This is a genomic window from Variovorax soli NBRC 106424 (genome assembly GCF_001591385.1).
Classification (GTDB): domain Bacteria; phylum Pseudomonadota; class Gammaproteobacteria; order Burkholderiales; family Burkholderiaceae_C; genus Variovorax; species Variovorax soli.
In genome coordinates this window covers 1-26,316 of the sequence record NZ_BCUU01000007.1, presented here as the reverse complement: position 1 = coordinate 26,316, position 26,316 = coordinate 1, and the positions used below count along the sequence as shown (strand labels likewise).

The window sequence follows — 26,316 nt, the reverse complement described above, 5'->3', positions numbered from 1 at the left end:
CGACTAGACAAATGAGCGCTCACTTTCGCCCGAATCGAAGCACCGTGCTGGTGTCATGCTTTATCGCCATCTGCACCGCACCGCAACTCGCCGCCGCGCAGACAAACACCAGTGCCGTGCTGCCCGAGGTTCGGGTGGATGCCAACGCCACGCCCGAAACCGCTGCGACCCCGGTGGTGGGCTACCGCGCGAAGAACGCCATCTCCGCCACCAAGACCGACACCCCGCTGTCGGAAACGCCGCAGTCGGTGACCGTGGTGCCGCGCGACCAGATGGTGGACCAGGGCGCTTCCAACGTGCAGGACGCCCTCAACTACGCCGCCGGCGTCCGCTCGGATGCCTACGGCATCGATGGCCGGACGGATTCCGTTCGCATCCGCGGTACCGAGCCCAGCGTCTTTCTGGACGGCCTGCGCCAGGCCTACGGCTACTACACCAGCAACACCCGCACCGAGCCTTACATGCTGGAGCGCCTGGAGGTCCTGCGCGGCCCATCGGGCATGCTGTACGGCTCGGGCACGGCCGGCGGCATCGTCAACATGGTGAGCAAGCGGCCGCTGCTGGAGACGCAGCGCGAAGTGGGCGTGGAATTCGGCAGCTATGGGCGCAAGCAGATCCAGGCCGACCTGACCGGCGCCCTGACCGACAGCGGCGAATGGTCCTACCGCCTGATCGCCCTGCAGCGCAATTCGGACACCCAGGTCGACTACGTGCCCGACGACCGCACCGTGCTGGCCCCTTCGCTCACCTGGCGCCCGAGCGGCGTCACCTCGCTGACGCTGCAGGGTCTCTACCAGAAGGACAAGGCCGGCAGCACCTCGCAGTTCTTCCCCTGGGAAGGCACGCTGCTGGCCAACCCCAACGGCCAATTGCCCAGCAGCCGCTTCATCGGCGAGCCGGGCGACTACTACAACAGCGAGCGCAAGACCTTCGGCTGGCAGTTCGAGCACAGGTTCTCCGACGCGTGGGCCTTCCGCCAGAACTTCCGCTACGCCAAGAACGAAAACGACAACCGCTACCACTGGGCCGACTCGTTCACCATTCCGGGCGGCTGGGGCGCCGACCCGGTCAACAAGCGCATCCTGGGCCGCTACCTGGACTACTCGCTCACGAAGAACGAGATCGCGGTGATGGACAACAACGTCGAGGGCCGCTTCAAGACCGGCGCCCTGCAGCACACCCTGCTCATCGGCGCCGACTTCTCGCGCCAGAAGGAAAACATCTACGGCGGCACGGTGGGCTACAGCGAGATCGATGCCTACGCGCCCGTCTACGGCAACCTGGAGCCGCTGCCGGCCACGCGCGACCCGCTGCCGCAGACGCACCAGCGCAGCATGGGCCTGTACGTGCAGGACCAGATGAAGCTCGACAACTGGGTGTTCCTGGCCGGCCTGCGCCGCGACTGGACCGAATCCACCGCCGAAGGCTCGCCCGAGCAGAAGGACGACGCCAACACCAAGCGCTTTGCGCTGCTGTATGCGCACCCGAGCGGATGGTCGCCGTACCTGAGCTACGCCGAGTCGTTCACGCCCCAGGCGCCGCAGCGCGGCCAGATGCTCAAGCCGCTGCGCGGCGAGCAGTGGGAGGCGGGCCTCAAGTACGAGCCCAAGGACCGCCCGCTGGCCTTCAATGCCGCGGTGTACGACCTGCGCGAGAAGGACCGCACCACTTCGCCCATGCCCAACGTGATCACCCAGCTGGACGACACCCGCACCCGCGGCGTCGAGCTCGAGGCGCGCGGGCGCATCACCCCGGCGCTGGACCTGATCGCCAACTACACCTATACCGACGCCGACCCGGTGCTCGAGGGCCTGCCCGAGAACATGGCCAGCGTCTGGGCCAAGTACCGCTTCCAGATCGCCGGCATGCCCGGCTTCGCGGTGGGCGCGGGCGTGCGCTGGATGAGCGCCTTCCGCGACCTCTCCTACGGCATCGGCCCCGAAGTGCCCGCCCAGACTTTGGTCGACGCGATGATCTCCTGGGAAAATGCGCGCTGGCGCCTCGCCCTCACGGCCAACAACCTCACCGACAAGACCTACTTCAGCACCTGTCTGTCGCGTGGCGATTGCTGGTATGGCGCCCGCCGCAATGTGGTGGCCAGCGCCACCTACCGTTTCTAAGAAAAGCACCATGAACTCCGGCCGCATCAAGACCTGGACCTGGGTCCACAAGTGGAGCAGCCTGGTCTGCACCATCTTCATGCTGCTTCTGTGCCTGACCGGCCTGCCGCTGATCTTCCACCACGAGATCGGGCACCTGCTGGGCACCGAAGTCGAAGCACCCGAGCTGCCCGCCGACCAGGCCGGCCGGCGCGCGAGCCTGGACGATGTGCTCAAGACCGCGCACGCGCTGCACCCGGATCGCGTGGTGCAGTTCGTCTCGCAGGAAGAAGACAGCGACAAGATCTGGTTCGTCACCCTCACGCCCACGCCCGCCCCCACCGACGACTTCAAGTCGGTGGCGGTGGACGCGCGCACCGGCCAGGTGCTGGCGCAGCCCAAGTTCGACGAAGGTTTCATGTGGGTCATGCTCAAGCTGCACGTCGACCTGTTCGCGGGCCTGGCGGGCAAGCTGTTCCTGGGCTTCATGGGCCTCTTGCTGCTGGTGGCCATCGTCAGCGGCGCGGTGCTGTATTCGCCCTTCATGCGCAAGCTGGAGTTCGGCACCGTGCGGCGCGAGCGCCGGCCGCGCCTGAAGTGGCTGGACCTGCACAACCTGCTGGGCATCGTCACGCTGGTGTGGGCCTTCACGGTGGGTGCCACCGGCATGATCAACACCTGGGCCGACCTCGTCATCAAGTACTGGCAGTACGACCAGCTCAGCCACATCCTGCAGCCCTACCAGGGCCAGCCGCTGGTGCCGGCGGCCGAGCGCGGCTCGGTGCAGCGCTCGCTCGACGCGGCGCTGCAGAGCTCGCCGGGCAACAAGCTGTCCTTCATCGCCTTTCCCGGCACGGCCTTCTCCAGCCCGCACCACAACACCGTCTTCCTGCGCGGCGACACGCCGATGACCTCCAAGCTGCTGCAGCCGGTGCTGGTGGACGCCAAGACCAACGACATCACCGCCAGCCCGCACCTGCCCTGGTACCTGACGGCGCTGCTGGTGTCGCAGCCGCTGCACTTCGGCGACTACGGCGGCATGCCGATGCAGATCATCTGGGCGCTGCTGGATATCGCGACCATCATCGTTCTCGGCAGCGGCCTCTACCTGTGGCTCAAGCGGGGCAATCCGGTGCACGAACACAAGTCCAGAGCCGAAGCCCACGGTGCCGCGTCGCCGCCGCTCGGTGCGCCCGACCCGGCGCCCCAACCCGCAGCCGCCGCCAGCCAGGCCGTCACATCGCCATGAAGAAGCCGCAAGAACCCCATGCCCCGCATCACGTCCGGCGCGTCTGGGGCTGGCCGATCGCGCTGGGCCTCATGACCGCCGTGGGCCTGGTCTCGGCCCTGTTCAGCGACGGCGGGGTGGGCGACATGCTGGCCTGGGCGACCCTGGGCATTCCAACCTTCGTCTGCTTCTGGTACGGCTGGGGCCGACGCCCGCGCGGCTAGAAAGAAAAAGCCCGCACGCCTTTTCGGGGTGCGGGCTTCTTGTCTGCAGGCGAATCCTGCGAGATTGGCCGTTTTAGAACGGAATGTCGTCGTCCATGTCATCGAAGCCCGACGACGACCGGGCCGGTGCCTGGCGCGGAGCGGCTGCCGGCGCCTGGCGCGGTGCCGCAGCCGGGGCGCGCGAATAGCCACCGCCGCCGCCGCCGCCACCACCACCGTAGCCGCCGCCATAACCGTCGTCATCGCCGCCGCCCGACGGGCCGCCCTGGCCCTGGCGGCCGCCCAGCAGCTGCATGGTGTTGGCGCGGATCTCGGTGGTGTAGCGGTCGTTGCCGTCCTTGTCGGTCCACTTGCGGGTGCGCAGCGACCCTTCCACATACACCGGCGAGCCCTTGCGCAGGTACTGGCCGGCGATTTCGGCCAGGCGGTCGTTGAAGACCACGTTGTGCCACTCGGTGATTTCCTTTTGCTCGCCGCTCTGACGGTCTTTCCAGCGCTCGGTGGTGGCGATGCGGACGTTGCAGACCTGCCCGCCGCTGGGGAATGTGCGGGTCTCCGGGTCGGCGCCCAGATTTCCCAGAATGATGACTTTGTTGACCGATGCCATGACGCTGCCTTGAAATGAGAAAAGTCGCCGGGCGGTCCCGGCGGCCAAACGACGAGTCTACCCGCGTCCGCCGCTGCCACAATGGGCGCGCACCCCAATGACACCGCCAGACGACCCGCGCCCCCAGCACCACCCCGACTTCGTCCAGAACCTGCGCGCAGAGTTCTCCGGCTGGCGCACCTGGGTGGACCGCGCCATCGTGCTGGGCTACGCGCTGGTGTGCGGCCTGTTCGTGGTGGGCTTCACCATCGCAGCCGACTGGGCGTTCGCGCTGTTCCGGCGCATGTACCAGTCCCATGGCTGGCTGGTCCTGCTGTGGACGCCGGCGGCCACCGCCGCCATCGTCTGGGCCACCCGGCGCTGGTTTCCCGGCGCGGCCGGCTCGGGCATTCCGCAGATCAAGGCGGCGCTGCACCCAGCGCTGCCGCCGGAGCGCCGCAGCGTCTTTGCCTCGCTGCGGCTCACTCTGGCCAAGGTCGCGCTCGGCGTGGCTGGATTCGCCGCCGGCCTGTCGGTGGGGCGCGAAGGCCCGTCGGTGCAGGTGGCGGCCGGGCTCATGCAGCATGCGCGGCGCTGGCTGTCGCCCAACTCGACCATCGACGCGCGCGCCCTGCTGGTGGCCGGCGGCGCCGCCGGTATCGCCGCAGCCTTCAACGCGCCGCTGGCCGGGGTGGTGTTCGCCATCGAGGAGTTGGCCGGCCGGCTGGAGGCGCGCTCCAGCGGCCTGATCATCACCGCCATCGTGCTGGCCGGCGTGGTGGCCGTGTCGGCCTTCGGCAACCTGAGCTACTTCGGCGTGATCAAGGTGCCGCGCCTGGGCTGGGACCTGCTGGGCCCAGGCCTGCTGGTGGCAGCGGTTTGCGGTGCGGCCGGCGGGCTCTTCGCCCGGTTGATGGCGTCGTCGCTCACGGGCGCGCCGGATCGCTTCAACCGCTGGCGGGCGCGCCGGCCGGTCGCGTTTGCCGCCGGCTGCGGCCTGGCGGTGGCGCTGATCGGCCTGGCCTCCAACGGCGCCACCTTCGGCTCGGGATCGGAGAGCGTGAAAGAGATGCTGAGCGGCGAGCACGAACTGCCGCCGCTTTACGCCACCTTGAAGTTCCTGTCCACCTGGATCACGGCATGGAGCGACGTGCCGGGCGGCATCTTCGCGCCCTCGCTCTCGGTGGGCGCGGGGCTGGGCCATGCGGTGGCCGGCATCGCCCCGGCCGACCTGGCGCCAGCCCTCATTGCCATGGGCATGGCCGGCTTCCTGGCCGCCGTGACGCAGGCGCCGCTCACGGCCTTCATCATCGTGATGGAGATGGTCGACGGGCACTCGATGGTGCTCAGCCTGATGGCCTCGGCCATGCTGGCCAGCCTGGTGTCGCGCATGATCAGCCGCCCCCTGTACGAGACGCTGGCCGAACACATGGTGGCCACGGCCGTCAGTTCCCACAAACCGGTGGAAGACGTGCCGGAGCGCTGAAATGCCCGGGCGTCTATCATGCTCGGTTGCCCGAAAGAGCTGCCAAACGTGAACGCCTCCCTGGAAAAAGAAGCCTATCTGGGCGCCTTGCTGGCGCAGCAGCGCATCAGCATCCGCGGCGCCCGCACCCACAACCTCAAGAACATCGACCTGGACATTCCGCGCAACAAGCTGGTGGTCATCACCGGCCTGTCGGGCTCGGGCAAGTCCAGCCTGGCCTTCGACACCCTGTATGCCGAGGGCCAGCGCCGCTATGTCGAGAGCCTGTCGGCCTATGCCCGCCAGTTTTTACAGCTGATGGACAAGCCCGACGTGGACATGATCGAGGGCCTGTCGCCCGCGATCAGCATCGAGCAGAAGGCCACCAGCCACAACCCGCGCTCCACCGTGGGCACGGTGACCGAGATCCACGACTACCTGCGCCTGCTCTATGCCCGCGCCGGCACGCCCTACTGCCCTGACCACCACCTGGCGCTGCAGGCGCAGACCGTCTCGCAGATGGTGGATGCGGTGCTTGCGATCCCGGATGAGCCCCGCCTGATGATCCTGGCGCCGGTGGCGCGCGAGAAGAAGGGCGAGTTCACCGAGCTTTTCGCCGAGATGCAGGCCGCCGGCTATGTGCGCTTCCGCGTGGACGGCCAGACCTACGAATACAACGACCTGCCGCAGCTCAAGAAGACCGAGAAGCACGACATCGACGTGGTGATCGACCGCCTGCGCGCGCGGCCCGACATGCAGCAGCGCCTGGCCGAGAGCTTCGAGGCCGCGCTGCGCCTGGCCAGCAGCCGGGCCATCGCGCTGGAACTGGGCGGCGAGGGCAAGCCGGACAAGGAACACCTCTTCAACGCCAAGTTCGCCTGCCCGATCTGCCACTACTCCATTGCCGAGCTGGAGCCGCGCCTCTTTTCCTTCAACTCGCCGGTGGGCGCCTGCCCGGCCTGCGACGGCCTGGGGCACCGTGAGTTCTTCGACCCGACGCGGGTGGTGGCCTTTCCGTCGCTGTCGATGGGCAGCGGCGCCATCAAGGGCTGGGACCGGCGCAACGGCTACTACTTCTCCATGGTGGAGAGCGTGGCCAAGCATTACAAGGTGGACGTGGACGCGCCCTTCGAATCCTGGCCGGCCAGCGTGCAGCAGGTGCTGCTGAACGGCTCGGGCAGCGAGGAGATCAAGTTCAGCTACACCATGGAGTCGGGTGCGCAGGCCGGCAAGAAGCTGGTGAAGAAGCATCCCTTCGAGGGGATCATTCCCAACATGGTGCGGCGCTACCGCGAGACCGATTCGGCCATGGTGCGCGAGGAACTGGCCCGCTACCGCAACGTGCAGCCTTGCCCCGACTGCGGCGGCTCGCGCCTGCGGCCCGAGGCGCGCAATGTGTTCCTGGTGAACGACGACAAGGAAGACGAGCGCATGGCGATCTATGAGATCAGCCGGCTCACGCTGCGCGAGAGCCTTGCGTACTTCCACGAACTCCACCTCAAGGGCGCCAAGGCCGACATCGCCGACAAGGTGGTGCGCGAGATCGGCCTGCGCCTGAAGTTTCTGAACGACGTGGGCCTGAACTACCTGAGCCTGGACCGCAGCGCCGACACGCTGTCGGGCGGCGAGGCGCAGCGCATCCGCCTGGCGTCGCAGATCGGCTCGGGCCTGACGGGCGTGATGTACGTGCTGGACGAACCCAGCATCGGACTGCACCAGCGCGACAACGACCGGCTCATCGGCACGCTCAAGCACCTGCGCGACATCGGCAACAGCGTGATCGTGGTCGAGCACGACGAGGACATGATCCACGCGGCCGACCACATCATCGACATGGGTCCGGGCGCCGGCGTGCACGGCGGCCAGGTGATGGCGCAGGGCGACTACCAGCAGGTGGCCGACAGCCCGGAGTCGCTCACCGGCCAATACCTGTCCGGCCGCCGCCAGATCGGGGTGCCCGAGCGCCGCACGCCCTGGCTGCCGGTGATGAAGAAGGCCGGCGAAACGCAGGAAAAGAAGAAGCCCGCCTCGCGCTTTCCCATGAGCCCCGCCGCCGAGCGCCGCGCCGCGCGCGAGGCGCAGCACCTGGCCACACAAGGCGAGCTGCAGGAGATCCGCGTGCTGGGCGCCACCGGCAACAACCTCAAGAACGTGAGCGTCGCCTTCCCGGTGGGGCTGCTCACCTGCGTGACGGGCGTGTCGGGCTCGGGCAAGTCCACGCTGGTCAACGACACCCTCTATGCCTCGGTGGCGCGCACGCTCTACCGTGCACATGAAGAGCCGGCGCCGCACGAGGCAGTGGAAGGCATCGAGTATTTCGACAAGGTCATCAACGTCGACCAATCGCCCATCGGCCGCACGCCGCGCAGCAACCCGGCCACCTACACGGGCCTGTTCACGCCCATCCGCGAGCTGATGGCCGAGACCAACACCGCCAAGGAGCGCGGCTACGGCCCGGGGCGCTTCAGCTTCAACGTGGCGGGCGGCCGCTGCGAGGCCTGCCAGGGCGACGGCGTGGTGAAGGTGGAGATGCACTTTCTGCCCGACGTGTACGTGCCCTGCGAGGTCTGCCACGGCCAGCGCTACAACCGCGAGACACTGGAGGTGCAGTACAAGGGCCGCAACATCGCGCAGATCCTGGACATGACGGTGGAAGCGGCGCACGAGTTCCTGAAGGCCGTGCCCACCATCGAGCGCAAGCTGAAGACGCTGCTGGACGTGGGCCTGAGCTACATCAAGCTCGGCCAGGCCGCGACGACGCTCTCGGGCGGCGAGGCGCAGCGCGTGAAGCTGGCGCTGGAGCTGTCCAAGCGCGACACCGGCCGCACGCTCTACATCCTGGACGAGCCCACCACCGGCCTGCACTTCGCCGACATCGAGCTGCTGCTGAAGGTGCTGCACCAGTTGCGCGACGCCGGCAACACCATCGTCGTGATCGAGCACAACCTGGACGTGATCAAGACCGCCGACTGGCTGATCGACATGGGCCCCGAAGGCGGGGCCGGCGGCGGCACGGTGGTGGGCGAAGGCACGCCGGAAGACCTGGCGGCCAACGAGGCGAGCCACACGGGGCGCTATCTCAAGCGGCTGCTGGCGCCGGCGAAAAAAGCCACGGCCGCGGGCTGAGCGCGCGCGCTTCGCTCAGCTGGCGGCGGCACCCGCGCCCGCATGCAGGCTTCGATACTCGGCCGGCGCCTGCCCGGTCCATTTGCGGAACGCCTTGCGGAAGTTGGTGGCCTCCGAGAAGCCCAGGCGCTGGCCCACTTCCTCCACCGACATCGTGGTGTGCACGAGGTACTCGCTGGCCAGCGTGGTGCGCACCTCGTCGACCAGCACCTGGTAGCTGCGGCCCTGCGCCATCAGGCGCCGCTGCAGCGTGCGCGCCGACAGGCCGAGCCTGCGGGCCATGTCCTCCAGCGCGGGAAAGTCGCCGCAGCTGTTGAAGCACGCGGTGCGGATGCGGCGTTCCAGCTCCGATTCGTCGGGCAGGCTGCGCAGCAGGCGCTCGCACATCTGGGCGCACAGCTGCGCGGTGATGGGGTTGGCATTGGGGCAGGGCGCGCTCAGCACCGCAGCATCGAAATGCCACTCGAGCACGCCGGTGTCGAACTGCGCCGGGCAGCCGAACGCGCGCTCGTACGCCGCCGCGTGCGCTGGCCGCGGGTAGGGCAGGCGGATCAGGCGCGAAGGCACCGGCGCCTCCAGCACGCAGGTGGCCAGCCGCAGCACGGAACTGAACCAGTATTCGGTGACCAGCGGCAGCAGCTCGCCCAGCGCCTGCATGTCGCGGCCCTCGAACACGGCCGTGTCGCCCTGCACCCGAAAGCGCTTCTCGATCACCGGGCCGGCCAGCTTCACATGCCGCACGCCCAGCGCCACGGCATCGCCGAAGGTCGGGCTGCTGGCCAGTGCATAGCCATACACGCCGAAGTCGCTCAGGCGGTGGCGGGCGCCCGCGCGCAGGCCCACGTCCGGCCGCCTGGACAGCTGCAGCGCATTGCCGTACACGACGATCTTCTGCGCCAGCGACATGCCCGCCTGCGGGTCGTCCAGATGGCTCGACTTCAGGCCCGTGCCCCGCAGCAGCGCCTCGGCGCCCACGCCCTGGTCCCGCATTTCCGCAAAAAGCGCGGCCAGGGACAGCATGGCGTGGGCCGCCCCCACGGGGCTGTCGTCGTATTTGCCGACGATCGCGCCGGTCTGCGAATTCATGGGGCTGGCATCACGTCAATACAATTGGCGCATTTTCACCCCCCTTTGGCGCGATCCGACCTCGTGCAAACACCGAATCCGATTCAGACTGCGCCCCTCGTGCGGCGTCCGTGCCGGGAAAGCGCCTGCCGCAGTGCTGCCCATTTGCTTTGACTACTAGATGAGAGACAAGCCCATGCAAGAACGTCCCTGGCTCGCCACCTACCGCGAATTCGGCATTCCGGCGCAGATCGCGCCCGCCAGCCACAGCAGCGTCACCGCCATGATGGAAGACGCGATGGTCCGCTTTGCCGGCCACACCGCGCTGCGCTCGCTGGGCCAGTCGCTCAGCTATGCCGAGGTCGACCGCCTGTCGCGCAACTTCGCCGCCTGGCTGCAGGCGCAGGGCGTGAAGCCGGGCGAGCGCGTGGCGGTGATGACGCCCAACATCCTGGCCTTTCCGGTCGCGATGCTGGGCATCCTGCGCGCCGGTGCGGTGCAGGTGAACGTCAACCCGCTGTACACGCCGCGCGAACTCGCGCATCAGCTCCAGGACGCCGACGCGAAGACGCTGGTGATCTTCAACGGCTCCACGCCGATCTTCGCGGAAATCGCCGGCGAGACGCCGGTGCGCCGCGTGGTCACTGCGGGCCTGGGGCTGGCGGCGGACAGCAAGCTGCCCAGCCCGCCGGCGGATGCGCGCCTGACCGATGCCATCAGCATCGCCGACGCACTGGCTGCCGGCGAATCGCTGCCCTTCTCGCCCGTCACGAGCGGCCCGGACGACCTGATCTTCCTGCAGTACACGGGCGGCACCACCGGCCTGTCGAAGGGCGCGGCGCTCTCGCACGGCAACCTGCTGGCCAACTGCGCGCAGTTCGCGCTGTTCATGCCCGCGGCGCGGCGCGAAGGCGAAGAGGTCGTGGTCACGGCCATTCCGCTGTATCACATCTTCGCGCTGATGGTGAACTTCATCAGCTACTTCAGCATCGGCGCCGAGAACTGGCTGGTGGCCAATCCGCGCGACATGGACGGCTTCTGCGAAACGCTGCGCCAGTCGCGCCCCACGGTCATCACCGGCGTGAACACGCTGTATGCGGGCCTGACCATGCACCCCAAGCTGCGTGAGGTCGACTGGTCGCGCCTGAAGCTGGCCGCCGGCGGCGGCTCGCAGATCGTGCCGACGGTGTCGGAGCGCTGGAAAGCCGTCACCGGCCAGATGATCCGCGAAGGCTACGGCCTGTCGGAAACCTCGCCCATCGTCACCTTCAACCCGGCGGCCGTGGCCGAGTTCACCGCCACCACCGGCCTGCCGCTGCCCTCCACCGACATCAAGCTGCTGGACGACAAGAACCAGGAAGTGCCGCTGGGCGAGGCCGGCGAGGTCTGCGTCAAGGGCCCGCAGGTGATGCGCGGCTACTGGGAAAAGCCGGAAGCCAATGCCTCGGCCTTCACCGCCGACGGCTACTTCCGCACCGGCGACGTGGCCGTGTTCGACACGCGCGGCTTCCTGAAGATCGTGGACCGCAAGAAGGACATGATCATCGTCTCGGGCTTCAACGTGTACCCCAACGAGATCGAGGCCGTGGCCACCGCGCTCGATGGCGTGGCCGAATGCGCCTGCGTGGGTGTGCCCGACGAGAAGACCGGTGAAGCCGTGAAGCTGTTCGTGGTGCGCACCGCCGGCAGCACCGTGACGGAGGCCGACATCACCGCCCACTGCCGCGCGCAGATGACCGCCTACAAGGTGCCGCGCTCGGTGCACTTCGTCGATGCACTGCCCAAGTCCACCGTGGGCAAGATCCTGCGGCGCGAGTTGAGGGACGCCTGACCGCCAGGCTTGGACCGGCAAAAAGAGCGCCCACTCGGCGCTCTTTTTTTATGCGCCCTCAGGTCGTCGTCTGCACGTGCAGCCGGCTGGACTTGCAGCGGTGCAGCGCGCGGTAATGCTCCAGCGGCCGGCCGTTGGCGCCGTAGGCGATCGACTCGATGCGCAGCAGCGGCTCGGGCTGGGGCAGCGCCAGCAGCTCGCAGGTCTGCGCGTCGGGCAGCACCGCATCGATCCAGCGCTCGGCGCGCACCAGGCGCAGGCCGTACTGGCGGCGCAGCACGTCGTACAGCGAGCGGTCGTCCAGGCGCGTGCGGTGCAGGCCCGGCGCGAGGTCGGCCGGCACCACGGTTTCCACCAGCAGGCGCAGCTCGCCGTCCACGCTGCGCAGCCGCTTGAGCGCCACCACCTGGATGCCTTCGGTCAGGCCCAGCGCGCTGGCTTCCTGCTCGGTGGGCGCGCGCAGTTCCTGCGACAGCACCTGCGTGCGCACCGTAATGCCCTTGCGCTCCATCTCGTCGGAAAAACCCAGCACGGTGGAGACGAAGTCCTCGTCACGCTCGCGCGCCGACACGAAGGCGCCGCGGCCCTTGATCTTGTAGATGAGGTTGTTGCGCACCAGGTCGGCCAGTGCCTCGCGCACCACGATGCGCGAGATGCCGTACTGCTCGCCCAGCTCCGCTTCCGAAGGCAGCTTGGCGCCCACCGGCAGCTCGCCCTGGAGGATGCGCATGCGCAGTGCGTCGCGAAATTGCGCCCACAGCGGGGATTCGGAATCCCGGTCGAGCGCGGGTGGTGGATCGGTCGGGCGGGTCACGGTGTCGTCGATGGGTTCCAGGGCGCCTGGTTCCAGCGAATTGGAGATGTCGTCGGTCATGCGGCTTGATCCCCCCTTCATGGAACCAGCGATGATGCCTCGAAAGCCGAAGGCTCGTTGGCTGCCGGCTGCACGGCCGACAGCCGCACGCCGTGGCGCTCGCGCAGCAGCCGCGCACAGTCGTGCAACTCCTGCTCGCGCCGATGCTCGCTCCAGCCCAGCACGTCGGTTGCCACGTCGGCCAGCTCGGCCAGCGCCGCGTCGTCGACGTGGCCGCGAATGGCCAGCAGCGTGCGACGGATGACCAGGTCGCTCAGGTGCACCACCCCGGTTTCCAGGCAGAGGTAGCCGATCTCGGCCGCCGAATAGCCGGGCGCGTGCACCAGCGGCCGGTCGCCCGATGCCGCCAGCCGCTGCGCCAGCGCCGGCGCCTTGGTGCCATAGCGCGCAGCGAGCGTCTCGGCCCGCGGCAGGGACAGGCTCGAACTCGCCACGATGCGCTGCACCAGTTGCTGGCGCGCGGCCTCGTCGGCCGGAAAGCCGGCGCCGCCGCCAATGGCCAGGTCGCGCGTGGAAGCGGTGCGGGTGCGACCCAGCTGGCGCAGCACCAGGTCGCTCGCCTCCTCGGCCAGCGCGCGGAAGGTGGTCCACTTGCCGCCGACCAGGCCCACGACCGGAATGTCGCGGGTGGCGTCGGGCAGGTCGACCACCACCGAGTGGTCGCGCGAGATCTGCCCCGGCTGCGAAGCGTCGGAGCGGGCCAGCGGACGCACGCCCACGTAGGTGTAGACCACCTGGTCGTGGCCGAACTGCAGCTTGGGAAACAGCTCGCGCAGCACGTCGAGCAGGTAGTCGACTTCCTGCGGCTCGGTGACGACGCGGTCGGGGTCTTCCACCGGAATGTCGGTGGAGCCCACCAGCACGCGGCCGAGAAAGGGATAGACGATGCACACGCGCCCGTCCACCGCCTCGAAGTAGGCCATGCGGCCGGCCAGTGCCTGGCGCAGCGGCTCGTGGTCGAGCACCAGGTGCGAGCCCTTGGTGCCCATCACCCGCGGCGCGGCGCCGCCCAGCACTTCGCTGCAGCGGTCGAGCCAGGCGCCGCCGGCATTGACCACGCAGTCGGCCGTCACGTGCACCAGCTCGCCGCTGAGCTCGTCGCGCAGCGTGAGCATGTTGCCGGCGCAGCCGATGGCGCGGCAGTAGTTCACCGCGGCCGAGCGCGGCTGGTCGCGGCACGCGTCCGCAATGAGCTCGAGCATGAGCCATTCGGGGTGGCTGATCCAGGCGTCGAAGTAGGTGGCGGCCCAGCGGATCGCGTCGCGAAACAGCGGCCGGTCCGCAGCTGATAGCCGCTCGATGCGATGCCGCGGCAGCGCGCGCTCCTCGCGGCCCAGCAGGTCGTACAGCATCAGCCCAGCTGCCACCGCCATCAGGCCGCGCGTGCGCTTTTGCGGCGGGTTGCGCCCGAAGAAGCGCAGTGCGCTGCTGGCCAGGCCGCCGAACAGGCTGGACAACGGCACCATCGTCTTGAGCGGACGCACCAGGTGCGGCGCATTGCGCAAGAGCAGGTTGCGCTCGCGCGTGGCCTCGGCCACCAGCGAGAAGCTGCCGTTCTCCAGGTAGCGCAGGCCGCCGTGGATCATGCGCGAGGGCGCGCTGCTGGCGCCCGCGCCGAAGTCGCCCTTGTCGATCAGGAGGCATTCCACGCGCTGCAGCGACAGGTCGCGAAACACGCCGACGCCGTTGATGCCGGCGCCGACGATGACGGTGGAGAAGTGGCGCCCTGCCAGCGCGGCAGGACGGAGGTAGGGCAGTTGCCAGGCGCTCATGGGTGGGGGTGGCGCGCGGCGGCGGTGGCCGTGCTGCGGTCGATCAGTTCTTTGAAGCCGGCCATGAATGCGGCCTCGGCGTTTGCGGCGGATGGGTCGGGCTCGACGATGTCGCAGGGGGCGAGCATCGGGCTGGCCCGCTCGCCGGCGTGCTGCCAGCCTTGCGACTGCGCGGCGCACAGCGCGGCGCCGCGGGCGCTGGTTTCGTCGTCGGCGCAGCGCTCCACCGCACGGCCCAGAAAGCCGGCCAGCAGGCGCACCAGGCGGATGTCGCTGGCGCCGCCGCCCAGCACCGTGAGTGCCGACACATCGAGCCCGCAGGAAGCCAGGCGGCCGAGCTGGCGCGCATGCAGCGCCGCCACGGCATCGACCACCGCACGCGCCAGGTCGGCGCGCGTGTGCTGGCTGCGCAGGCCCACGTAGCCCGCGCCCGGCCCGCCGCCGTTGACGAAGGGCAGGAAGCGCAGGCCGTGTGCGCCGAGCGGGGCCGTCATCGCCAGGTCGAGCAGCGCCTGCGCATCGGGCAGGCCCAGCGCGCCGGTGGCCCAGGCGATGTTGGCCATCGACGAGGGGCTGTTGTCCATGTACAGGCGCTGCGAGGCATCGCCGAAGTTGACGATGGCGCCCACCGCCGGCTTGGGCTCGCGCACCTCGGCGCTCACCGCGTTCACGCACCAGGTGCCCAGCACCGAAACGGCGCGTCCGCGGCCCTGCGCGCACACGGCGCCCATGGCGGCGAGAAGGTCGATGGCACCCATGGCCACCGGCAGGCCCGCGGGCAGTCCGCAGCGGGCGGCCCGCGCCGGCAGCAGCTGGCCGATGACGTGGCCGCGCGGGCGCAGCGGCACGAAGCTGTGCGTGCCCACGTCGGCCATGCCCGATGCGGCGATGGCACGCGCGGACCAGTCGCCGCTTTTGAGCGACAGCAGGCCGGCCGTGCTGGCATCGCTCGCATCGGTGGCGAGTTCGCCGCACAGCAGCAGGCCGAGGTAGTCCTTGGCGAAGAGCACGCGATGCACCGCGCCGCGCTGGAAGGCATCCGCGCCCAGCAGTTCCGCGGCCAGCAGCAGCGGCTGCCCCGCCCAGGGGGCGCAGCCCGCTTCGTCGAAGAGCTGCTGGCCCTGCTCGCTCGCCAATGCTTCGGCACGGCCCTGTGCGCGCTGGTCGGTGGAAGCGACGGCACGGCCCTGGACCAGATGGCCCGCGCCATCGAGCGCATAGAGCCCGGCGCCATGGCCGGTGCAGGCCAGCGCCCGCACCTGCGCCACCTGCGGCCCGAGTTGCTGCACGACGGAGCTGAGCACCTGGTCGAGCGCCGCCTCGATGCCGCCCGCGCGCACCTCGCAGCCGCCGCCGGCCAGGCGTTCATAAGGCAGTGCCTGCCGGGCCACGGCCACCGCGCGGCCGCTGGCGCCGTCGACGGCCAGCGCCTTCAGGCTGCTGGATCCGATGTCGATACCGATGAAGAGATCACTGAACATGTCATAACAGCTTCGCGGCAGGTATCGCGAGTTGCCAGTGGTGTTTCCCCTAGGTATCTGAGCAAACACGCCGCGATTACATTCCGCCTGTCATAACAACTGTTGTGGCGTAGCAAGCCAAGAACATGCGGTGGCCGAAGCCGGTCGCCGCCCCCAGTCAGCACAACCAGAGGAGACGAGAGATGAGGCGCAATTTCCTGAAGTCCGCTGCGGCAGCGGGCATGGGCCTGGCTGGTGCCAGTGCCTTCGGCCAGCAATCCGCGGCGCCGGCCGCGGTCGGCCTGCACGGCAAGTCCACCGACGTGTACGTGATGAACGTGATGGTCTCGGGCGTGGAGTACTGGTTCCCGGTGTACGAGATGATGAAGCAGCTCGGCCGCGAACTGGGCGTGAAGACGCGCTACTCCGGCACGCCCGAGTACGACGTGAACAAGCAGCTGGCCTCCTTCGAGCAGGAGCTGGCACGCAAGCCCGCCGGCATCCTGCTGCACCCGATGAACCCGGACCCCTTCATCGAGCCGATCAACCGCGCGGTGGCGATGGGCATCCCGGTGGTCACCTTCGCGGCCGATTCGCCCAACTCCAAGCGCTCCTCCTTCATCACCTCCGACAACGACCGCGAAGGCAGCCAGGCCGCCGACGCCATTGCCAAGGAACTGGGCGGCAAGGGCGAGTACGCGGTGCTGGAGAACCCCGGCCAGGACAACCACGACCGCCGCATCGCCGCCTTCATCAACCGCATGAAGACCAAGCACCCCGGCATGAAGCAGGTAGGCCGCGCGGCCAGCAACCAGGACCCGAACAAGGCCTACCAGGCGGTGCTGTCCATGGTGCAGGCCAATCCCAACCTGGGCGCCCTCTTCATGCCCGAGGCCAACTCGGCGCTGGGTGCGGCGCAGGCCAAGGTCGAGAGCAAGAAGAACATCAAGGTGATGTGCTGCGACGTGAACGCCAAGATCCTGGACATGATCAAGTCCGGCGACGTGTTCGGCGCCATCAACCCCAACCAGGGCATGCAGGGCTACATGGGCATGATGATGCTGTTCCTGGCCAAGAACCCGCAGCTCATCGACCCGATGAACGATGCCAAGCGCAACGGCACCAACCCGATGTCGGTGCCCTTCCTGGACAACGGCCTGTCGGTGGTGAGCAAGGCCAACGCCGACGACTTCTACTGGGACAAGTACCTGGCCCGCCGCGGCACCAAGGGAATCAACGAGTGAGCGATCCGCTGCGCGTGGAAGAAGATGCCGCGACAGCGCCCCTGCTGGCGCTGCGCGGCATCGGCAAGCGCTTCGGCGCCTCGCGCGCCCTCGCGGGCGTGGACTTCTCGCTGCGCGCCGGCGAGATCCATGCCCTGTGCGGCGAGAACGGCGCGGGCAAGTCCACGCTGATGAACATCATCGACGGCATCCACCAGCCGGACGAAGGCGAAATCTTCCTGGCCGGGCAGAAGGTGTGCATCGACGGGCCGGCGCATGCCATGCGCCTGGGCATCGGCCTGGTGCACCAGGAGATCGCGCTGTGCGGCGATGCCACCGTGGCCGAGAACATCTTCATGCCCGAGATCAATGCGGGCCGCCGGGCCTGGATGGATTTCGCCAGCCTCAACGAGCGCGCCGCGAAGGTGCTCGCGCGCCTGGGCCAGGACATCGACCCGGCCATGCGCGTGGAGCAGCTGCCCATCTCCAGCCAGCAGCTGGTGGAGATCGCCAAGGCGCTCACGCTCGACTGCAAGGTGCTCATCCTCGACGAGCCCACCGCCGCCCTCACCGAGCTGGAGTCGGCCGCCCTCTTCAAGGTGCTGCACGACCTGAAGGCGCAGGGCATCGGCATCATCTACATCAGCCACCGCATGGCCGAGATCTTCACCCACGCCGGTCGTGTGACGGTGCTGCGCGACGGCCGCAACGTGCACTGCGCCGCCACCGCCGACATGAATGCCGACGAGCTGGTGCGCCGCATGGTGGGCCGCGAGCTGGGCAACTACTACCCGCCGCGCCCGGCGGCCAACGACGAGACGCCCGAGACACTGCTGCAGGTGGACGGCATCGCCGACGACGAGCGGGTGCATGGCGTGTCCTTCGCGCTGCAGCGCGGCGAGATCCTGGGCATCACCGGCCTCATGGGCGCGGGGCGCAGCGAGCTGGCCGAGACGGTGTGCGGCCTGCGCCGCGCGCGCCGCGGCACGGTGCGCCTGCATGGGCAGCCGCTGGCCATCCGCAAGTACGGCGACGCACTGCGCCACGGCATCGCCTACCTCAGCGAAGACCGCAAGGCGGCCGGCGTGTTCCTCGACCTGCCCATTGCGCAGAACATCGCCGCGATGGCGCTGCCGCGCGTGGCGTCGCGCTGGGGCCTGCTGCAGCGCGGGGCGGAACGCACGCTGGCGCACAAGCTCGGCGCGCGCCTGAAGCTCAAGTCGGCCGGCGTGGACATCGAGGTGTCCAGCCTCTCGGGCGGCAACCAGCAGAAGGTGGCCATTGCCAAGCTGCTGGCCACGCAGCCGTCGGTGCTGCTGATGGACGAGCCCACGCGCGGCATCGACGTGGGCGCCAAGTCCGAGATCCACCACCTGCTGCGCGATCTCGCCAACCAGGGCGTGGGCGTGATCGTGATTTCTTCCGAACTGCCCGAGATCATCGGCCTGTGCGACCGCGCGCTGGTGATCCGCGAGGGCCGCGTGGCCGGCGAACTGGCTGCCAATGCCATGACCGAAGAGGCCCTGCTGCGGCTGGCCTCCGGCCTGGGCGAACAAGAGGTAAAGACCGCATGAACTATCCAGCCCAGGCCGACGCGGGCCGCCTGCCCGCCGCGCCGCCGAGCACCGACGCCATGAACCTCACCCACAAGCTCGTGCGCATGCGCGAGGCCGGCCTGCTCTTCATCATTGCGCTGCTGTGCGTGGGCATGAGCTTCGCGTCACCGCACTTCCTCACCTGGGACAACATCCGCGCGATGCTGCTGTCGTTCTCCATCGAGGGCATCGTGGTGGTGGGCATGACCATCCTGCTCATCGTGGGCGGCATCGACCTGTCGGTGGGCTCGGTGGTGTGCTTCGCGATGGTCGTCACCGGCAAGCTCTTTCTCATGGGCATGGACCCATGGAGCGCGGGGCTGGTGGCCATCGGCGCCAGCGCGCTCATCGGCGCGATGATCGGCGGCTGCGTCACGCGCGTCGGGCTGAACCACTTCATCGCCTCGCTGGCCTTCATGGTGATCGTGCGCGGGCTGTGCCTGGCGCTCACCCAAGGCACGCCGCAGTCGCTGTTCTCGCTGCCGGCGGAGTTCAAGTTCATCGGCCAGGGCACGCTGGGCGGCGTGCCGGTGGTGATCCTGATCTTCCTGGGCATCGTGCTCATCAGCGACTTCGTGCTGCGCCGCTCCACGCTGCTGCGGCGTGTGTTCTACACCGGCAGCAACGAAAAGGCGGCCCTGTACTCGGGCATCCGCGTGGGCCGCGTGAAGTTCTGGGTGACGGTGCTGTGCGCGGCCTCGGCGGGCCTGGCCGGCGTGATCTACACCGCGCGCTTCGGCGCGGCCACGCCCACCTTCGGCGTGGGCATGGAGCTGAACGTGATCGCCGCGGCCGTCATCGGCGGCGCCAGCCTCAAGGGCGGCTCGGGCACGGTGCTGGGCGCGGTTCTGGGCCTGGCGCTGCTGTCGGTGGTGACCAGCTCGCTCATCCTGCTGGACGTGTCGCCCTACTGGCAGGACGTGATCAAGGGCCTGATCCTGCTGGCCGCCGTGACCATCGACCACCTGCTCAATTCCAGAAAGACTGCAAGATGACGATGAAGCAAACCACCCTGGGGCCTTCGGGCATCCGCTGCTCGGCCATCGGCCTGGGCACCTGGGCCATGGGCGGATGGATGTGGGGCGGTGGCGACGACGCAGCGGCCGTGGACGCCATCCGCGCATCGCTCGATGCCGGCGTCACGCTGATCGACACCGCGCCCGCCTACGGCCTGGGCCAATCGGAACGATTGGTGGGCGAGGCTTTGAAGGGCCGCCGCGAGAAGGCCGTGATCGCCACCAAGTGCGGCCTGGTGTGGCACACGAAGAAGGGCACGCACTTCTTCGACGAGAACGGCCACCCGGTGTACCGCTACCTCGGGCGCGACTCGATCGCCTTCGAGGTGGAGCAGAGCCTGAAGAATCTGCAGACCGACTACATCGACCTCTACATCACCCACTGGCAGGACAGCACCACGCCGGTGGGCGAGACCATGGATGCCTTGCTGTCGCTCAAGCGCCAGGGAAAGATCCGAGCCATCGGGGTGAGCAACGTCGACGCACCCACGCTGGCCGAATACCTGCGGCACGGCCCGGTCGATGCCGCGCAGGAGCGCTACAGCCTGATCGATCGCGAGATCGAACAGACGCTGGTGCCGCTGTGCAAGGAACATGGCGTGGCGGTGATGGGCTATTCGTCGCTGGCACTGGGCCTGCTGGCCGGGCCCATCGACCCGGCGCGCGTGTTCGGCGGCGACGACCAGCGCGCAGCCAACCCGCGCTTCTCCGCCGGCAACCGCGCCAGGCTCTCGGCCTTCTTCGCGCAACTCTTCCCGCTGCGCGCGCAGCTGGGCTGCAGCTTCTCCGAAATGATGATCGCCTGGACGCTCGCCCGCGGCGCCGTTTCGATGGCGCTGTGCGGCGCGCGCACCGCAGCGCAGGCGCGGCAGAACGCGGCCGCCGGCGGGGTGTCGCTGGATGCCACGGCCGTGGCGCAGATCGAAAGCGCTGCCCGAAAACACCTGGCCGAGCTCGACTGAGCCGGCCCTCTTCCACCTCCATCCTTCTTCTCTTTTCAAGGAGTCTCTCTCATGGCCAATGCCAAGGAGGCACGCCTGGCCCGGCTGCTGCATGCCGGCCGCTGCCTGGACATCGCCCTGGACCACGGCGTGTGCAACGAACCCACCTTTCTCGACGGCCTGGAGGACATGCCTGCGCTGATGGACCGGCTGGTGGCCGCGCGCCCCGACGCCATCCAGCTCAATTACGGCCAGGCCGACCTGCTGCAGCACCGGCCCGGGCGCGACCGGCCGGCACTGGTGATGCGCCTGGACATGGGCAACCCCTACAACGCCCAGCGCCACCGCACGATGTGGGCCGTGCTGCAGAACGAGCACGACCCGGTGCTGCCCGGGGTGCAGATGGACGCCGCCTGCGTGGTAGTCAACCTGTTCATGCTGCCCGACGAGCCCGACCTGTTCCGCCAGTGCGTGCGGAACATTGCACGCGTGCGCGCCGACTGCGACCGCTACGGCATGCCGCTGATGATCGAGCCGCTGGTGATGCAGCCGCATGGCGAAGGGCGCGGCGGCTACATGGTCGACGGTGACGCAGAGAAGATCGTGACGCTGGTACGCCTGGCGCGCGAGATGGGGGCCGACATCGTCAAGGCCGACCCCACCGCCGACGCGCATGAGTTTCACCGCGTGGTGCAGGCCGCGCGCTGCCCGGTGCTGGTGCGCGGCGGCGGGCGCGAGAATCTGCAGCAGGTGTTCGAACGCTCGCGCGTGCTGCTCGACCAGGGCGCGGTGGGCATGGTGTACGGCCGCAACGTGTACCAGCATGCCAGCCCGGCGGCGGTGGTGGCGGCACTGATGGCCATGATCCATGAGGGCGCCAGCGCTCAGGCGGCCTGGCAGCTCTACGAGAGCCGCAACACCAGGTAGTTCCGAGGACCGGACAGGGGTTCCGGCGGAGCGCCCTGATCCATTCCGTTTCCCGAAGAAGGGACGCGCACGCCGCGCCCCAGGCCCTTGCTCCGCCGGTTTTTTGTGAGACAAGCTGGAGACAAGAATGAAGAGAATCCGGTATCTCCTGGCGGCCCTGGCGCTGCCCTTTGCGGCGCTGCTGACGCACGCCGCGGTCACCGGCCAAAGCCCCGTCACCACGCTGCAACGCGCGAGCGCAGCGGTGATGGCGGTGGTGGCGCCCCTGCCCATCCAGGGGCCCGGCCTGGGCAACCTGCAATACAACTCGAGCGAGCTGTTCACGGCCGTGTCGATGATCCACCGCGACGACCAGGGCGTGCCCGAGACCTACCCGGGCCGCAAGGCCTTCGGCCTGAACGTGGGGATCATGCACAAGGGCTACTTCCTCACCGTGTTCGCGCCCGACAGCGGCCTGGGCCCGGGCGGCTTCCTGCTCTACGACGTGTCGAACCCGCGCGCCATCCAGCTGGTCAAGCGCATCTACGAGCCCGAGGGCCGCACCGCCGAGTTCCGCGAGGCGCATGCCATCGGCAGCGCCACCATCGGCGGCAAGGACTACATCGTGGTGCCCAGCACCAAGGGCATCGAGTTCTGGGACTTCACCGACATCAACGACGTCAAGCAGGTGAAGAAGCTGCAGCTCCCCACCGTCAACGGCGGCGACTACACCAACGTGAGCTGGCAGCTGTGGTGGCAGGCGCCGTATGTGTACGTGGCCTCGGCCAACGACGGCATTTACATCGTCGATGCGCGCGACCCGGCCAACGCGGTGCTGGCCAACCGCGGCGCCGGCAAGCCCAACCCGGTCCCCACCGGCGAGCTGGGGGGCTTTCGCGTGGGTCCGATCTTCACCATGGGCAACCACATGGTGCTCAGCTCGATGGACAACACCGACGGCTTCGCGAGCCTGGACATCTCCGACCCGCTCAACCCCAAGGTGCTCGACACCGTGGGCGCCAACCCCAACTACTACGCCACCTGCTTCGACGGCAAGCAGCTGCATGCCTCGGCGCGCGGCGCCGGCGCGAAGATGTACAGCTACGACCTGTCCGACCGCTCTCGCTTCGTGGCCGAGGACAACCGGCTGGTCATCGACGAGCAGCTGTACTGCGGCACGCAGGACCACTTCGTGTTCCAGGGCGCGCAGTTCAAGGTGCACAAGGTGGACGTGAGCAATCCGCTCAACCATGTCGAGGTGGGCCGCGGCGGCCTGTTCCCCGCCGGCTCGGAAGAGGAATCGCATTCCGACCACGGCCAGGTGGCGCCGCTGGGCAACCTGCTGTTCATCGGCAACGACCACGGCTCGGGCAGCGGCTTCATGGTGCACCAGATCGCGCCGGACACCACGCCGCCGGCCGTCAAGCAGGTGTCGCCCGCCAACGGCGCCAAGCAGCAGGCGCTGAGCTCGCGCATCGGCATCGGGATGACGGACAGCATCCGGCCCGAAAGCGTCAACGCCAGCACCTTCATCGTGCGCCAGGTGGGCGGCAACACGCTGGCCGGCACCTACAGCGTGCAGCTGGGCATCCTCAACTTCTTCCCCGACCAGCCGCTGGTGGCCGGCAACAGCTACGAGGTCTTCCTGCCGGCGGGCGGCGTGAAGGACTATGCGGGCAACGCCATCGCGGCGGACTACCGCTCGGTCTTCCACACCGGCAGCGCCGCCGACATCAACCTCATGCACTACTGGCCGCTGGCCGGCGGGCTGGTGGACGAGATCAGCGCCAGCAACGGCACCGCGACGGGCGCCGACCGATTCGAGAGCATCGGCCTGAACTTCGCGCAGCGCAGCGGCGGTGTGCAGCTGAAGAACGACGCCGTGGCCACCGCGCTGGGCGGCACCGCCTCGCTGGCTTTCTACATGAAGACCACGCAGGCCGGCGGCGCCAATGCCTGGACCGCGCCGGGCGTCTTCGGGCGCGACCAGTCCGGCGGCGCCGACGACGTGTTCTGGGGCTGGCTGGACAACAGCGGCCGCATCACCCTGTCGGTGGGCAACACGGGCACCGGCAATCCGGGCGTGCGCTCTGCCTCGCCGGTGAACGACGGCAACTGGCACCACGTGGTGATGACGCGCGACGCCGCCTCCGGCGCGCAGACGCTCTATGTCGACGGCGTGAAGACCAGCGCCGCAGGCCTCGCCGGCACCAAGGGCCTCGGCAACAAGTTCAGCCTGCTCGGCCAGATCCAGGGCAACGCGGACTTCTTCCGCGGCCTGCTGGCGGAAGTGCGCGTGTACGGCCGCGTGCTCAGCGACACCGACGTGGCCAACCTGCGCGCGCAGACCGTCATCGGCGATGCCGGCGTGAGCGGCGGGCCGAAGCTGGTCAACGGCCAGCTGAGCTTCTCGCCCGAACGCCTGGGCAGTGCCACCGGCGTGCAGTACCGCTGGAACTTCGGCGACGGCACGCAAAGCGCCTTCTCGGCCCAGCCGGGCATCAGCTACACCTACACGCGCCCCGGCCACTACACCGTGACCCTGACGGTGCGCGACGCCGCCGGCCGCGAAACCTACTACACCTACCAGGTCACCGTGGTCTACCCGATGACGGCGCAGGCCCCCACCCACAGCAGCAACATCGTGGGCGATGCGAACAGCGTGTACGCGCTCAACCCCGACAGCGGCACCGTGGCCGCCATCGACGCGCTGGCCCTCACCCGGCGCTGGGAGGTTCGCGTGGGCGACGAGCCCAAGACGCTGGCGGTGGGCCCCGACGGGCGCATCTGGGTCGCGGTGCAGGGCGAGGACAAGCTGGTGGCGCTCAACGCCGCGGACGGCAGCGTCTCGGCCAGCATTCCGCTCGCCTACGGCAGCGGCCCCTACGGCGTGGCCTTCGCCCCCGGCGGCGCCAAGGGCCTGCTCACGCTGGAGAGCAAGTCGCAGCTGCTGTTCTTCGATCCGGCCACCGGCGCCACCACCGGCTCGCTGGCGCTGGAAGGCGCGCTGCGCGGCATCGCGGTGGCCGCGGACGGGCAGACCGCCTACGTCACCCGCTTCAAGTCGAAGATGACCGGCGGGCAGCTGCACAAGGTGGGCGTGGGCACGATGAGCCTGCTCTCGACCATCGCCCTGCCGGTGGACACCACCACGGTGGACACCGAGGCCGGCGCGCGCGGCGTGGCCAACTACCTGAGCCAGGTGCTGATCTCGCCCGACGGCTCGCGCGCGGTGCTGCCCTCGAAGAAGGACAACATCGTGCGCGGGCGCTTCCGCGACGGCAACGACCTGGTGCACGACCAGACGGTGCGCTCGATCCTCTCGCAGGTGAACCTGGCGCTGGGCGAGCATGTGCAGGCCGAGCAGATCGACTTCGACGACCGTGCGCCGGCGCGTGCCGCGCTCTTCTCGCCGGCGGGCGACTACCTCTTCGTCGCGCAGATGGAGGGCAACAACGTCGCCATCGTCGACAGCTACACCCGGGCGGTGCGCGGCGAGATCAACGCCAGCAGCGCGCCGCATGGCCTGTACCTGGACGCCGCGCGCAAGCGCCTGTTCGTCAACAACTTCCTGGCGCGCTCGGTCACGGTGCACGATGTGGCGGACGTGCTGGCCTCCAAGAGCGCGGCGGCCGTCTTCATCGCCAACGTGAACACGGTGGCGCAGGAGCCCATGTCGCCCGCGGCCTTGCGCGGCAAGCAGGTGTTCTACAACGCGGCCGACCGGCGCATGAGCAAGGACAACTACATGTCCTGCGCCAGCTGCCATGCCGACGGCGGCGACGACGGCATGGTGTGGGACTTCACCCAGCGCGGCGAGGGCCTGCGCCGCACCATCAGCCTGCAGGGCAAGCGCGGCATGGCGCACGGCAAGCTGCACTGGAGCGCCAACTTCGACGAGGTGCAGGACTTCGAGAACGACATGCGCAGCGCCTTCGGCGGCACCGGCTTCCTGAGCGATGCCGACTTCACCGCCACCGCCGACCCGCTGGGCGCGCCCAAGGCCGGGCGCAATGCGCAGCTGGACGACCTGGCCGTCTACCTCACCTCGCTGGGCAAGTACATGCGCAGCCCGGCGCGCGCCGCCGACGGCAGCCTCACGGTGGAGGCCGCACGCGGGCAGACGCTGTTCGCCAGCGCGCAGTGCGCCACCTGCCATGCGGGCGGCACCTTCCAGGACGGGCTGCGGCACGACGTGGGCACCATCCAGGCCTCGTCGGGCAAGGGCGCCAACCAGCCGCTGGCGGGCGTGGGCTTCGACACGCCCACCATCGCGGGCAGCTGGACGGCGTCCTCGTACTTCCACAACGGCCAGAAGCCCAGCGTGCTCGCCGTGATCGCCGGCGGCCACGGCAATGCGAGCGGCCTGCCCGCCGCGGACCAGCAGGCGCTGGCGCAGTACGTGCTGTCGCAGGACACGGCCACCGAGCTGGTGACGCGGCTGCGCTCCAACCACAGCCAGCTGTGCGTCAACATCCGCGGCGCATCGACCGCCAGCGGGGCGGCGGTGATCCAGTGGCCCTGCGGCAGCGCGGGCAACGAGCGCTTCACCGTCAAGAGCCTCGCCGGCGGTTATGTGCAGTTCGTGGCGCAGCACAGCGGCCTGTGCATCGCGCAAAGCGGCACGGCCGCCAGCGGCGCGCTGGCGGTGCAGCTGGCCTGCAATGCGGGCGACACCACGCAATGGAGCCAGGTGGGATCGAGCCTGCGCAACAAGGCCTCGGGCGCCTGCCTGGACGTGCCGAACGGCTCCACGACGCAGGACACGCAGCTGCTCACCTGGACCTGCAACGGCGGCAACAACCAGAACTGGACGCAGCTGCCCTGAGCCGGCTCAGGCCGCCCGCAGCGCTGCTTGCTGCGGCGGTCTGCGCGCCGGCGGCGCGTCGCCCTGCGCCGGCAGCC

General features: G+C 69.0%; 17 protein-coding genes. 12 read left to right on the top strand and 5 right to left on the bottom strand.

All coding sequences use genetic code 11. The features are described from left to right. Positions 1 to 11 precede the first annotated feature (11 nt). Genes VSO01S_RS03785 through VSO01S_RS03775 form a run of 3 tightly spaced genes read left to right on the top strand, consistent with a single transcriptional unit; the run spans position 12 to position 3,551 of the window. Positions 12 to 2,120, top strand: a complete 2,109-nt coding sequence (locus VSO01S_RS03785) for a TonB-dependent siderophore receptor (protein WP_068640467.1) — start codon at positions 12 to 14, stop codon at positions 2,118 to 2,120. A 10-nt stretch (positions 2,121 to 2,130) separates the two neighbouring features. After that, entirely contained in the window at positions 2,131 to 3,348 is a 1,218-nt protein-coding gene (locus VSO01S_RS03780) for a PepSY-associated TM helix domain-containing protein (protein ID WP_068640466.1), read from the top strand. Then, positions 3,345 to 3,551, top strand: coding sequence for a hypothetical protein (locus VSO01S_RS03775; RefSeq protein WP_068640465.1), 207 nt, complete (start codon positions 3,345 to 3,347; stop codon positions 3,549 to 3,551). The genes VSO01S_RS03780 and VSO01S_RS03775 overlap by 4 nt, the downstream gene beginning before the upstream one ends. Positions 3,552 to 3,624: 73 nt before the next feature. On the opposite strand, the gene ssb is transcribed toward VSO01S_RS03775, so the two are convergent. Further along, complete coding sequence (gene ssb / locus VSO01S_RS03770) at positions 3,625 to 4,158, bottom strand: single-stranded DNA-binding protein (protein ID WP_068640464.1); 534 nt, start codon at positions 4,156 to 4,158, stop codon at positions 3,625 to 3,627. Between the two features lie 97 nt (positions 4,159 to 4,255). On the opposite strand from ssb, the gene VSO01S_RS03765 reads away from it, so the two are divergent. Both VSO01S_RS03765 and uvrA read left to right on the top strand, forming a co-directional pair. Then, positions 4,256 to 5,623: a chloride channel protein gene (locus VSO01S_RS03765; protein ID WP_068640463.1), complete on the top strand. Its 1,368-nt coding sequence runs from the start codon at positions 4,256 to 4,258 to the stop codon at positions 5,621 to 5,623. 18 nt (positions 5,624 to 5,641) lie between these two features. After that, positions 5,642 to 8,728, top strand: a complete 3,087-nt coding sequence (gene uvrA / locus VSO01S_RS03760) for an excinuclease ABC subunit UvrA (RefSeq protein ID WP_068640462.1) — start codon at positions 5,642 to 5,644, stop codon at positions 8,726 to 8,728. Positions 8,729 to 8,743: 15 nt separating this feature from the next. On the opposite strand, the gene VSO01S_RS03755 is transcribed toward uvrA, so the two are convergent. Further along, a complete protein-coding gene (locus VSO01S_RS03755) occupies positions 8,744 to 9,814 on the bottom strand; it encodes an AraC family transcriptional regulator (RefSeq protein ID WP_068640461.1) in 1,071 nt (356 codons plus the stop codon). 175 nt (positions 9,815 to 9,989) lie between these two features. On the opposite strand from VSO01S_RS03755, the gene VSO01S_RS03750 reads away from it, so the two are divergent. After that, complete coding sequence (locus VSO01S_RS03750) at positions 9,990 to 11,624, top strand: AMP-binding protein (protein ID WP_068640460.1); 1,635 nt, start codon at positions 9,990 to 9,992, stop codon at positions 11,622 to 11,624. 58 nt (positions 11,625 to 11,682) lie between these two features. On the opposite strand, the gene VSO01S_RS03745 is transcribed toward VSO01S_RS03750, so the two are convergent. From VSO01S_RS03745 to VSO01S_RS03735, 3 genes are read right to left on the bottom strand one after another with little or no spacing between them, the layout of a single operon-like run. Then, the gene (locus VSO01S_RS03745) at positions 11,683 to 12,498 is read right to left on the bottom strand and encodes a GntR family transcriptional regulator (RefSeq protein WP_373282865.1); all 816 of its coding nucleotides are present in this window, start codon (positions 12,496 to 12,498) and stop codon (positions 11,683 to 11,685) included. A gap of 17 nt (positions 12,499 to 12,515) precedes the next feature. Next, complete coding sequence (locus VSO01S_RS03740) at positions 12,516 to 14,270, bottom strand: glycerol-3-phosphate dehydrogenase/oxidase (RefSeq protein ID WP_068640459.1); 1,755 nt, start codon at positions 14,268 to 14,270, stop codon at positions 12,516 to 12,518. Further along, complete coding sequence (locus tag VSO01S_RS03735) at positions 14,267 to 15,751, bottom strand: FGGY family carbohydrate kinase (RefSeq protein ID WP_068640458.1); 1,485 nt, start codon at positions 15,749 to 15,751, stop codon at positions 14,267 to 14,269. Before VSO01S_RS03735 ends, VSO01S_RS03740 begins: the two co-directional genes overlap by 4 nt. Before the next feature lie 182 nt (positions 15,752 to 15,933). Here VSO01S_RS03735 and VSO01S_RS03730 point away from each other — a divergent pair, with 182 nt between their 5' ends. The 6 genes from VSO01S_RS03730 (at position 15,934) to VSO01S_RS03705 (ending at position 26,239) form a co-directional block, all read left to right on the top strand. Further along, positions 15,934 to 16,974, top strand: coding sequence for a substrate-binding domain-containing protein (locus VSO01S_RS03730; RefSeq protein ID WP_068640457.1), 1,041 nt, complete (start codon positions 15,934 to 15,936; stop codon positions 16,972 to 16,974). Continuing rightward, positions 16,971 to 18,527, top strand: a complete 1,557-nt coding sequence (locus VSO01S_RS03725; RefSeq protein ID WP_245684098.1) for a sugar ABC transporter ATP-binding protein — start codon at positions 16,971 to 16,973, stop codon at positions 18,525 to 18,527. The genes VSO01S_RS03730 and VSO01S_RS03725 overlap by 4 nt, the downstream gene beginning before the upstream one ends. Then, positions 18,524 to 19,543: an ABC transporter permease gene (locus VSO01S_RS03720; protein ID WP_068640456.1), complete on the top strand. Its 1,020-nt coding sequence runs from the start codon at positions 18,524 to 18,526 to the stop codon at positions 19,541 to 19,543. Before VSO01S_RS03725 ends, VSO01S_RS03720 begins: the two co-directional genes overlap by 4 nt. Continuing rightward, on the top strand, positions 19,540 to 20,526 hold the full coding sequence (locus VSO01S_RS03715; protein WP_068640455.1) for an aldo/keto reductase: 987 nt from the start codon (positions 19,540 to 19,542) through the stop codon (positions 20,524 to 20,526). Before VSO01S_RS03720 ends, VSO01S_RS03715 begins: the two co-directional genes overlap by 4 nt. 51 nt (positions 20,527 to 20,577) lie before the next feature. Next, positions 20,578 to 21,432 carry a class I fructose-bisphosphate aldolase gene (locus VSO01S_RS03710; RefSeq protein ID WP_068640454.1) on the top strand — a complete coding sequence of 285 codons (855 nt, stop codon included), beginning with the start codon at positions 20,578 to 20,580 and terminating at the stop codon, positions 21,430 to 21,432. Between the two features lie 127 nt (positions 21,433 to 21,559). Further along, positions 21,560 to 26,239 (top strand): LamG-like jellyroll fold domain-containing protein, encoded by a 4,680-nt coding sequence (locus VSO01S_RS03705; protein ID WP_068640453.1) that lies wholly within the window; start codon positions 21,560 to 21,562, stop codon positions 26,237 to 26,239. The last annotated feature ends 77 nt before the right edge of the window (positions 26,240 to 26,316 follow it).